This window comes from Blastocatellia bacterium, from assembly GCA_035573895.1.
Lineage (GTDB): Bacteria > Acidobacteriota > Blastocatellia > HR10 > HR10 > DATLZR01.
This window is the reverse complement of the sequence record DATLZR010000020.1, coordinates 1-10,693: the sequence shown is the minus strand read 5'-3', so window position 1 is coordinate 10,693 and position 10,693 is coordinate 1. Positions and strand designations below refer to the sequence as shown.

Here is a 10,693-nt window from a genome sequence, read left to right as displayed (position 1 = left end):
GGTGAGAAAAGACGGAGGACTGGCATGCGTCGAACCGCTCGTGCGGCAGCAGAAGGCGGAGAAGGCCGCTCCCATTCGGAGCAAGACCTATTCGCTGCTGGGCATCGCCTCGGGGCGCACGGTTCATGTGGAGACGGCGCTGGTGGATGAGGACCGATATACCGTTGCATCCTCGCCCCATCTGACGCGGCGGCTGGCAGCGGTCATGATGGGGACGCTGACCGTTAGCTCGCTCCTGGCGATCGTTGTGCGGGCGCCGCTCGAAGAACCGGCCAATCCCAGTGTGACGCCGAATCCGGCGAAAGCGCCCTGGTACTTCCTCTGGCTGCAAGAGCTGGTGACAGATACGACGGTCACGATTGGAAGCATCACCATCAACGGCGCCTTGCTCGGAGGCATTCTCATCCCCGGCGCGCTCGTCATCTGGCTCGCTCTGTGGCCTTATCTCGACCGAACGTCGGTCAATGCCGTTGGAGTTTGGTTCAGCCCGGAGCGTCGGCGACAGGACATTGTATTCCTCCTCATTGTTGTGGCTATTGTTGCGCTGACGATTATCGGGACGTTCATGCGCGGACCTTACTGGGAGTTCTACTGGCCATGGGAAGTCTGGCCGGAGATTCCAAGGCGCTTGTAGCGCAGACTTTCCAGTCTGCGACTTTTGCGCAAGCTGGAAACCTTGCGCCACAGGTGGCGACTTTTACGGAGGCGACGGATGAAGGGAACATACCGGGATAGCCTCTGGCTCTATGGGTTCGGGACTGTGATGTTGGTTCTGACGGTCGGGCTCTACTGGGGTGCGATGCGACCCGAATGGCATACCTACCAATCCGAATTCCGCGATCTGGTGGCGCGCCGCTTCGGGGCTGAACGAGCCGAGCGACTCCCCCGGGGTGTGCAGCAAATCTGGGTGAAGGAATTGAATCGAGTGGATCGCTGTGTCACTTGCCATCAAGGGATCGAGTGGAAGGGACTGGAGAATGTTCCTCAGCCGTATCGCTCGCATCCGAAGGAGATTTTAGAGAAGCATCCGGTGGCGCGATATGGCTGCACTATCTGTCACGGTGGTCAGGGCTATGCGACCGATCTGCGGTCGGCCCATGCCACGCTCATCGAGCACTGGGAGGAGCCACTGCTGTCCAGCGATCTGGGCAAAACCTATCTGATCAGCGACCGCAAGGCGCTCATGCAGATTCAGTGTAACCTTTGCCATCGCTATGACCGCGAGACCAAAGGGGCCGATTACATCAACTACGCGAAGCAACTCGTCCAGCAGAAAGGCTGCCGGGCCTGCCATAAGATCAACGGGCGGGGTGGCACGATCGGCCCGGACCTGACCTTTGTCGGAGACAAATCTCCCGAGCAATACGATTACTCGCGCATCTCCGGCGTGAAGTCGGTCTTCGCCTGGCATGTCGCCCACTTCAAGAACCCCAAGGCCATTGTCAGCGAGACCGTCATGCCCAATTTCAATTTCGGCAGTCGGGAAGCACAGGCGCTGGCCATGCTCGTCATGAGCTGGAAACGCGCCACTCTTCCGACAGCCTATATTCCCGGCGCGGGCGTCGTGGACCGGCCCACGCCGGAAGAAATCGAGCGGGAACGGCAGATGCTCACCGGTGAAGGTGCATTCTTCGTGAAGAAGGGGTGCTTCATCTGCCATGATGTCAGCACGCTGGGCATCGAATCGGCCGCGAAGATCGGGCCTGACCTGGCCAATGCCTATGCCGATGTCCAGAGTCGGTTCGGCAAAACGCTCGAAGATTTTCTCATGAATCCGACGGGAACCATGGCCGTTGTCCTCTCGACTCAGATTCAATTGACCGATGCCGAGAAACGCGAAGCCCTCGAGAAGCTGAAACTGGCCTACCAAAAGAGGCTCGAACAATCGGCCAGTCCCGCGGGCAAGAACTAGAGGGGAGCATCCATCAGTGATCGCCCAGAAGAAAGGGTACAGCGACGCAGTATATGATGACCGACGGTCCGCTCATCCAGGGGACCGGCAACTCCTGAGCGTCGGATCGGAGGCCATTGGCACCACTTCTGCTTAAAGGAGGGTACGACCATGAAGAAACGACCGGAACTTCTGTGGATTCTAGGGAGCCTGGGTGTCACCGTGGCTCTCGCCGCTCTCATTTTTTCCAGTTGCGCCCGGAGACCTACGGTCGAGCGCGGTGAAGTGGCGGAAGCGGCCGTGGCGACCTACGTCGCACCGGGCGACACCGATGAATACTATCTCTTCTATTCCGGCGGGCATTCGGGAAACGTCTTCGTCGCCGGCATCCCTTCGATGCGACACATCGCCACCATCCCGGTGTTCACACCTTATCCCTCTACCGGCTACGGTTTCGACAAAGAATCGAAAGAGATGTTGGGTGGGTATACCTGGGGTGATGTGCACCACCCGGCCCTCAGCGAAACCAACGGCGACTACGATGGGCGCTGGCTCTTCGTGAACGATAACGCGAACAACCGCCTGGCCCGGATTGATCTGCGCGATTTCAAAGTCAAGCAGATTCTGGGGCCGATCCCGAATATCTCCGGCTATCACGGCGGGTCATTTGTCACGCCGAACACCGAATACGTGCTGGCCGCTTCGCGCTTTTCGATCCCGGTGCCCAAAGGGAGTTACGCGCCGGTTGAGGAGTATGCAACCAAGTACAAGGGCGTGGTGGCAGGCATAGCCATTGATCCGAAAACCGGCGAGATGAGCGTCGGCTGGCAGATTCTCATGCCCCCGTTCGATTACGACCTGGGCGATGCCGGAAAGGGTCCAAGCTATGGTTGGGCGTTCTGGACCTCCTACAATACCGAACGCGCCATCGGCAAGCTCGAAGTCACCTCCACCCAGAAGGATCGAGACTACATCGCCGCCGTCAACTGGAAAGCCGCCGAACAGGCTATCAAGGACGGCAAGTACAAGATGATCGGCGGCGTGAAGGTTATTGATCCGAAGGAGACGCCGGGAATCGTCTATCTCATCCCCTGCGCCAAAAGCCCCCACGGGGTTGATGTGAGTCCTGACGGGAAGTACATCGTCGGCAGCGGCAAGCTCCAATCCATCACCACCGTCTTCAATATGGAGAAAATTCTCACGGCCATTCAGAACCGGAACTTCAGCGGTGAAGAAGATGGAATTCCCGTGCTCAATTACGACGCCGTCAAAGATGCCGAGGTTAATGTGGGATTGGGACCGCTGCACACCCAATTCGATGATAAGGGCTATGCCTACACCAGCCTCTTTGTGGAAAGCGCCATCGCCAAGTGGAAGCTCGGGACCTGGGAAGTGGTGGACAAGATTCCCGTCTCTTACAATATCGGTCACCTGGCGGCTGCCGAAGGCGACACGGTCAACCCGGACGGAAAGTATCTCGTAGCGCTCAATAAGCTCTCACACGGTCGCCATCTGAGCGTCGGTCCGTCTCAACCCGAAAGCTCGCAACTCATTGACATCTCCGGCGAGAAGATGAAACTCATCTACGACGCCTTCACCGAGCCGGAACCTCATTACGCGCAGATTATCAAAGCCGACAAGATCAAGCCGATCGAGGTCTACTCCAAAGACGAGAACAAGCATCCGCACGCTATCTGGGATGTCAAAGATGCCAAGATCGAGCGCAGTGGCAATCGGGTGACGGTGAAAATGGTTGCCGTCCGCAGCAGCTTTGAGCCCTGGAAGATCGAGGTGAATCAAGGAGATCTCGTGACGATTCACCTCACCAATATCGAGCAGACGACCGACGAGCTGCATGGCTTTGGATTGAACGAGTACAACATCAATGTCGTGGTTGATCCCGGCGAAACGAAAACCATCGAATTCGTCGCCAACAAGCCCGGTGTCTTCCCGTTCTACTGCACGAACTTCTGTTCGGCGCTCCATCAGGAGATGCAGGGATACCTGTTGGTGAAACCGAAATGAGCGCCGAGGGTGACGTTCCATCGGGGGCTTCGCCGCGGATGAACGTGGCGTCTGCGGAATGCGGCGGAGCCTCCACCGGACATCGTCCTCGCCGATCGAGGAAATGGCCGGACCTGCGGCAGAGGCCCGCCTTTGAACGGGGCCTCTCGCCGATGGGTTCGAGGTGAAGGAGGACCTATGACGGAGAAGAAATTGACCGGGAAGAAAATTCTCATGGTCATCTGTCCCGAAAATTTCCGCGACGAGGAACTCTATACGCCGAAAGAGATTTTCGAGCAGGAAGGAGCTGAAGTGAAAATTGCCGCCCAGCGACTCGGCACGGCTCACGGAATGCTGGGGCGAACGGCGGAACCCGATCTGCTCATCTCCCAGGCGAACGCGGGAGACTACGATGCCGTTGTTGTGGTCGGCGGAATGGGCTCACCGACCTATCTCTGGGCAGACGGTCAGCTCCACGCCCTGCTGCGGGAAGCCGAGCAACGCAAGAAAGTGATCGGCGCGATCTGTCTCTCCGGTGCCGTTCTGGCCCGCGCCGGCTTGCTGCGAGGCCGCCGGGCAACGGTGTACGCCACCGACGAATCGCTCAAGGAATTGAGCCAGGGCGGTGCTCTCTATACCGGTCAGGATGTCACCGCTGATGGAAAGATCATCACAGCCAGCGGCCCACATGCGGCAGCGCAGTTCGCCCATGCGATCGTTTCGGAACTCGTGGCCCGGTCGTGATGATCCATCTGAGGAGGAGGTTCTCATGTCTAGCGAATCGCAAGCTATGGCTGCGACTGACCTTCTGCCCCGCCCGCGAGGACATCGGCTGGAGACGTTACTCGCTCAAGCCAATCTCTTTTTCGATCTTCCGTTGCGGCTGAGGAGTCGGCTCATCATTCTGCTGGCCGCGTTGCTGCTCCTCCCCACCTTCTCTTTTCCCCTGTGGCGGATGGCGTTCTACTCCAACCAGTTTCCCGACGGCCTCAATCTCTATATCTACAGTCATTCGCTGGAGGGCGGGAAGACCACGGCTCGGGATGATCTGCGGGAGATCAATACGCTCAATCACTATATCGGTATGAGACCGCTGCTCGAGAGTGATTTCAGCGAGTTCAAGTGGATTCCGCTGATGATCGGTATCTTCTTCATCCTCGCCCTCCGCACCATCGTCATCGGAAAGATGTCGAATCTCGTGGACACGGCCGTGCTCTTCATGTACTTCGGGCTGTTTTCCTTCTGGAGTTTCTACAATCGCCTCTATCAATACGGCCACAATCTCGATCCGACCGCGCCGGTGAAAGTGCAACCGTTCATGCCGCCGCTCATCGGCTCCAAGCAAATCGCCAATTTCACCGTCTACAGCTACCCTGGCGCCGCCTCTTATTTCATGATCGCCTTCTGGTTGCTTCTGGCTTTTGCCATTGTGCTCTCGGCTGGACGCACGGAGCAGCCGCAGGCGACGTCACCGGCGTCGGGTTCCTAGCGAGGTCCATCGAGGATGAGGAACTCTCAGACTCTTCCATCGCGGGGGATAGCACGATTCATCGCGCCAGTACTGATACTGATCGGCGCGAGCTGGAGCGTGACTGACGCTCAGGGCAAGACGCTCGTCGTCAATCCGCAGGGGCCGATCACGTCGGTGGCCGCTGCCGTTGCGCAGGCCGCAGCAGGTGACCTCATTCGGATCGAAGCAGGACTCTATACGGGAAACCTCGTCCTCGATAAACCCCTCACTCTCGAAGGTAGTGGCCGCGCCATCATCCGCGGGCTCGGGCGCGGGAGCGTCATCACCGTTCTGGCGCCGGGATGCGCACTCCGCGGGCTCATCATCGAGCACAGCGGCGGTCAGCTCATTGACGAAGATTCGGGAATCCTCGTCAAATCCAGCGGCAATCTCATCGAAAACAACCAGCTTCGCGATGTCTTATTCGGCATCTATCTGTTCCAGGCGGACGATAACACCGTGCGGCGAAACACCATTCGCGGTCGGGGCGAACTGGGTTTGGGGGAACGAGGCAGCGGAATTCACATCTGGAACTCGAAGCGAAACCTCATCGCCGACAATGTCATCACTCAAATGCGCGATGGGATGTATCTTCAATACGCTTCGCAGAGCACGATTCGCGGAAACCGCATCTTCGATCTCCGCTATGGGCTTCACTACATGAACTCGGACGACAACACGTTTGACGAGAATATCTTCCACGACAACGTCGCCGGTGCTGCCATCATGTACTCCCGGAGAATTCGGTTCCGGCGGAATGTCTTCTGGCGCAATCGTGGATTCAGCTCATACGGGATTCTCTTTCAGGATTGCGAGGAGTGCTGGGCCGAGGAAAACTTCATCCTCGACAATGCGACGGGCATCTTCATGGAGGCCTTGCGTCATAGCGTCTTCCGTCGCAATGTCATCGCCGGAAATGACGTGGCGCTTCAGATCTTCAGCAGCGTCGAGGCGAATCTTCTGGTCGAGAATACCTTCGTTGAGAACCTCAGCCCGTTGCGACTGGTAGGCCGTCGCACAACGACACGGTGGTCATCGGAGGGACGAGGCAATTTCTGGAGCGATTACGAAGGCTATGATCTCGATGGCGACGGGATCGGCGATGTTCCCCACAAGATTCAAAACGTCTTCGAGTATCTGGAGGGGAACTATCCCCGGCTCCGGCTCTACCTCTCCAGTCCGGCGGCGCAGGCGCTGGCACTGGCGGAAAAACTCTTCCCCATCCTCCCCGGTTCGGGCGAGCGGGACCCGGCGCCCTTGATGAAGGGCGAGCCTCCGATGGCTCCCTTTGCCCCGCCGCGGGCTTCCCGACATCCGGGTTTGGCTTTGCTGTCACTCATGATGGTTGCAACGGCCGGTATCGTCTGGACGGCTGGACGACGCCGATGATCGAGATTGAACATCTGACCAAGAGATTCGGCGACTTCGTCGCCGTGGATGATCTCTCGCTCGAGGTTCGATCGGGAGAAACATTCGCTTTGCTCGGCCCGAACGGCAGCGGCAAGACAACAACGCTCAAATGCCTCGTCGGACTGGTGAGGCCGACATCCGGCGAGATTCGGGTTCAAGGACTCAATCTACAAACGGAGGGGCGAGCAGCGCGACGCCTCATGAGCTACCTTCCTCAACGTGTCACCTTTCCGGAAAATCTGACGGCGCGGGAAGTGCTCGAATTTTACTGCCGGTTGAGAAAACTCTCCCCGGACCGAATCGAAAAGTTATTTGCCGAAAGCCAGTTCGACTTCGATGGGTTCGCCGACAAGTCGGTGGGTGAATTCTCCGGGGGTATGGTGCAGCGCCTGGGGTTGGCTGTCGCCTGCTTGCCGGATACGCCGATTCTCGTCTTCGACGAACCGACGGTCAGCCTCGATCCTGAAGGGGTGATTCACTTCCGCCGCTTCCTGGCGGCGTTGAAGGACCGAGGGAAAACGATCATTTTCTCCTCTCATGCGCTGGCGGACGTGGAGGCCGTCGCCGATCGTGTTGGCATCCTTGTTGGAGGCCGCTTGGTCGCCGTCGAATCGGTTGCCGCGCTGCGGGAGGAAGTGGCTCGCCGAAGCCGACTGCGCATTCGACTTCATCCGTCACAATCGGCCTGGGCGGAGGTGGCACGTCAGGCAGGAGCCAGCGACGCTCAACTAGAGGGAGAGGAGCTGCTCATCACATCGCTCCCGACTCGGCGATGGGAGATTCTTGAGGCGCTTCGCACGGCCGGCGCGATCATCGAAGACTTTGCCACTGAAGAGCCATCGCTCGAAGAGATTTACTTGAGGTACATCCATGAACAGCAGAGGTCCTGATGCAAGTCATCGGGGAGGCCATCCGCTCGAACGACTCATGCGGACAACAGTGACCGTGGGGCTGCTCATTGTGGCCGCCTGCGGTCGAGCGACACTCGCTCCGGTGCCCCTCACTCCGGCGGATGTCTGTTCGTATTGCAAAATGGCTATCTCCGAGACGCAGTATGCCGCAGAAATCGTGACCGAGGATGGCGAGCCGTTACCGTTCGATGACCTCGCGTGTCTGGCGTTGTATCTCAAGGAAAGGCCAGTCAACGTGGGAGCGATCTTCGTGATGGATTATTCATCGCGCACCTGGGTGAAGGCCGAGGAGGCGTGTTTCCTTCGTTCGCCCCGATTCAAAACGCCAATGAGCGGAGGCATCGCCGCTTTTCGGGAGAAAGCGAGCGCTGAGGCCGCTCTCCGTGACCTCGGAGGTGAGCTGATGACATTCGCTCAGGTGCTGGCACGCCCTGAGCGAGGCGACAAGTGAAGGAACTCTCGTCCATCTGATGAGAGACGATCGGTGTGAGGTGACCGATGGATCGTTCGATCATCGCCGCCATTGCCTGGCATGAGCTGGTTGTCACGATTCGCAGTCGCTGGCTGGGAATCTTCGCTCTGGCTTTCGGGGCGCTGGCCCTGGCCATTTCGTATTTCGGTCTGGTGACCGGAGGCATGGTGGGATTTCAAGGGTTCAGCCGAACGTCGGCCAGCGTGCTCAATCTCGTTCTCTACCTCATTCCGCTGGTCGCCCTGATGATGGGTACGCTCAGCTTCACCAGCGAGAAGAGCGCCGGTGAACTTTTGTTCTCCCAACCGGTCACACGGACGGAAATCCTGGTGGGGAAACTCCTTGGGTTATTTCTTTCGCTCGTTGCGGCCACGCTTCTGGGATTTGGGTCAGCAGGCCTTGTCATTGCTCTGAAGACAAGCGGGGAGGGGGCTGAACGTTACCCGCTCGTCGTCGGGCTGGCCCTTGTGCTGGAGCTTGTCTTCTTGTGTCTGGCGGTACTCACGGCCACGCTCTGCCAGAGGAAATCAAAAGCCATCGGGGTAGCCCTCTTCCTCTGGTTTTTCTTCGTGATTTTCTACGATCTGCTCGTCATCGGGGGAACGTTCCTGCTCAAGGAGCGAACGGCCAATCTCTTTGTGTTTCTCTCCCTGTTTGGCAATCCGGTGGATATGATCCGTGTTGCCAGCCTGATCGCTCTCGACGGGGAGGAAATCTTTGGCGTTGCCGGAGCGGCCCTCATTCGCTTCGTTGGAGGGTCCGGGGCGCTCATAGCTCTCATGACGGCGTTGCTGGTGGTCTGGATCGCAGCGCCGATTATCGCTGCCGACCGCTTGCTACGGCGACAGGATATTTAGGGTAATTTGCAACTGGGTTTACCCCACGAGCGCACGCTTCCCGCATGCCTGTTGCCCGAAGATGTGGGCGCTCCGAGGGTACAAATGAAAATCGTCATGGGGAAGGACACGTCACGATCCAGACCTGTTTCCGTCCTTCAGAGAGAGTGCCATGAAAGCGTTGAAGGAGACAGTATCCGAGAGGGGATGGATTGTCACGAATGGAATCGGTGTAAATCTATGGCGCTTTCATTTGTAGATCACAAGCCGCGCCAGCTCTCCCATCAGCGAAAGAGGAACCCCGCCGGCTCGACAACCCGCCCGACATTTCCGACTTGAAAATAAAAAAGCCGCTGCAATGGAAGCAGCGGCTTTTTTTCACTCCCTGGCAGCGACCTACTTTCCCACGCCGTTTCCAGCGCAGTATCATCGGCCCTGGCGGGCTTAACTGCCGTGTTCGGGATGGGAACGGGTGTTTCCCCGCCGGTATGGCCACCAGAGAAAAAGTTGATAGCCTCATGAGCCTCACCCGAGGCAACAAAGTCCATACGGGCCACATTCGATGCAGGCACCGGAGTTTGGGCAACAGCTCAACAGTCCACAACAACAGCACCGAGGGGGGCAAATAAGATTAAGATCGGCTCCACTTGTGACCTTAATCTCGGGGATCTCAAATGGTCGGACGCCAAAACCGGCCAGCTCTGAAATGCGAATCACATCACCTTCTCTGGCATTATAAGATGCAACGGATTGCTCGCTTGAGATTCCGCCACTGGTCGCAAGAAGTGATCTGCTCCAACTTACCGGATAGGGCCGAAACTTCAATCTTGATCACGTTTCTATCCTTCCGAGGAGCTACTTTCACAATGAAGATTCGACTACTCGGCACGGGAGTTACAGCAAACCTTCGAGCAGAATCAGCCACCGTCATTGGAAGATAAAACGGCTCTCTCCCGAGCAAGGTAATTTGCAAAAAAGCACCTGCTTTCTCTCCCCCTCCCTCCTGGTAAACAGCAGCAGAAGCAGGTGTGAGGAGAAAAGCAGCTAGTGAGAGCACAAAGAGACTCTACTTTGAAGGTGATACGCTCACTGTTTCCCTCCCCCAATCGAAGAAGAGTTCGACGCGCGGTCCACACAACAGGCCATCGGCGTGGTGCTTCGGCGGCGGCATCACCAGCGGCGACGGCTGTTGTTTCCTCGGTTTGCTGTCTTGCACATTTTGTGGTCAAGCCGAACGGGCGATTAGTACCGGTCAGCTTAACGCCTTACGGCGCTTCCACCTCCGGCCTATCAACCTCGTCGTCTCCGAGGGCCCTTCAGGGAGACCTCATCTTGGGTCGGGCTTCCCGCTTAGATGCCTTCAGCGGTTATCCCTGCCCAGCCTAGCTACCCGGCGCTGCCACGGGCGTGACAACCGGTACACCAGAGGCTGGTCCAGCCTGGTCCTCTCGTACTGAGGCCAGCTTCCCTCAAGTCTCCTGCGCCCACACCAGATAGGGACCGAACTGTCTCGCGACGTTCTAAACCCAGCTCACGTACCGCTTTAATGGGCGAACAGACCAACCCTTGGGACCTTCTTCAGCCCCAGGATGCGATGAGCCGACATCGAGGTGCCAAACCGGAGCGTCGATGTGAACTCTTGGCTCCGATCAGCCTGTT

The 10,693-nt window shown here is 57.9% G+C and carries 9 protein-coding genes and 2 rRNA genes; 9 read left to right on the top strand and 2 right to left on the bottom strand.

The window, feature by feature from the left end:
* From VNM72_02515 to VNM72_02475, 9 genes are all read left to right on the top strand, one after another.
* The coding region (locus VNM72_02515) for a cytochrome B6 (GenBank protein ID HXF04269.1) at positions 1–634 on the top strand (634 nt) is incomplete at its 5' end.
* 78 nt (positions 635–712) lie between these two features.
* Positions 713–1,912, top strand: coding sequence for a c-type cytochrome (locus tag VNM72_02510; GenBank protein HXF04268.1), 1,200 nt, complete (start codon positions 713–715; stop codon positions 1,910–1,912).
* Positions 1,913–2,062: 150 nt separating this feature from the next.
* A complete protein-coding gene (gene nosZ, locus VNM72_02505; protein HXF04267.1) occupies positions 2,063–3,916 on the top strand; it encodes a Sec-dependent nitrous-oxide reductase in 1,854 nt (617 codons plus the stop codon).
* A 177-nt stretch (positions 3,917–4,093) separates the two neighbouring features.
* Positions 4,094–4,639, top strand: a complete 546-nt coding sequence (locus tag VNM72_02500; protein HXF04266.1) for a DJ-1/PfpI family protein — start codon at positions 4,094–4,096, stop codon at positions 4,637–4,639.
* A 46-nt stretch (positions 4,640–4,685) separates the two neighbouring features.
* Positions 4,686–5,384, top strand: a complete 699-nt coding sequence (locus VNM72_02495; GenBank protein HXF04265.1) for a hypothetical protein — start codon at positions 4,686–4,688, stop codon at positions 5,382–5,384.
* A 15-nt stretch (positions 5,385–5,399) separates the two neighbouring features.
* Entirely contained in the window at positions 5,400–6,794 is a 1,395-nt protein-coding gene (locus VNM72_02490) for a nitrous oxide reductase family maturation protein NosD (protein HXF04264.1), read from the top strand.
* A complete protein-coding gene (locus VNM72_02485) occupies positions 6,791–7,705 on the top strand; it encodes an ABC transporter ATP-binding protein (protein HXF04263.1) in 915 nt (304 codons plus the stop codon). The genes VNM72_02490 and VNM72_02485 overlap by 4 nt, the downstream gene beginning before the upstream one ends.
* Positions 7,686–8,177: a nitrous oxide reductase accessory protein NosL gene (locus VNM72_02480; GenBank protein ID HXF04262.1), complete on the top strand. Its 492-nt coding sequence runs from the start codon at positions 7,686–7,688 to the stop codon at positions 8,175–8,177. Before VNM72_02485 ends, VNM72_02480 begins: the two co-directional genes overlap by 20 nt.
* Positions 8,178–8,224: 47 nt before the next feature.
* The gene (locus tag VNM72_02475) at positions 8,225–9,055 is read left to right on the top strand and encodes an ABC transporter permease subunit (protein ID HXF04261.1); all 831 of its coding nucleotides are present in this window, start codon (positions 8,225–8,227) and stop codon (positions 9,053–9,055) included.
* 362 nt (positions 9,056–9,417) lie between these two features.
* Here the strand turns inward: VNM72_02475 and rrf are convergent.
* Positions 9,418–9,534: ribosomal RNA gene (gene rrf, locus VNM72_02470) — 5S ribosomal RNA — on the bottom strand.
* A 721-nt stretch (positions 9,535–10,255) separates the two neighbouring features.
* Positions 10,256–10,693, bottom strand: a 23S ribosomal RNA gene (locus tag VNM72_02465); the annotation flags it as partial.

Coding starts and splice junctions, on each gene's coding strand:
- VNM72_02495 (HXF04265.1), top strand. CDS start 4,686: ATGGCTGCGACTGACCTTCTGCCCCGCCCGCGAGGACATCGGCTGGAG.
- VNM72_02500 (HXF04266.1), top strand. CDS start 4,094: ATGACGGAGAAGAAATTGACCGGGAAGAAAATTCTCATGGTCATCTGT.
- VNM72_02490 (HXF04264.1), top strand. CDS start 5,400: ATGAGGAACTCTCAGACTCTTCCATCGCGGGGGATAGCACGATTCATC.
- VNM72_02485 (HXF04263.1), top strand. CDS start 6,791: ATGATCGAGATTGAACATCTGACCAAGAGATTCGGCGACTTCGTCGCC.
- nosZ (HXF04267.1), top strand. CDS start 2,063: ATGAAGAAACGACCGGAACTTCTGTGGATTCTAGGGAGCCTGGGTGTC.
- VNM72_02475 (HXF04261.1), top strand. CDS start 8,225: ATGGATCGTTCGATCATCGCCGCCATTGCCTGGCATGAGCTGGTTGTC.
- VNM72_02510 (HXF04268.1), top strand. CDS start 713: ATGAAGGGAACATACCGGGATAGCCTCTGGCTCTATGGGTTCGGGACT.
- VNM72_02480 (HXF04262.1), top strand. CDS start 7,686: ATGAACAGCAGAGGTCCTGATGCAAGTCATCGGGGAGGCCATCCGCTC.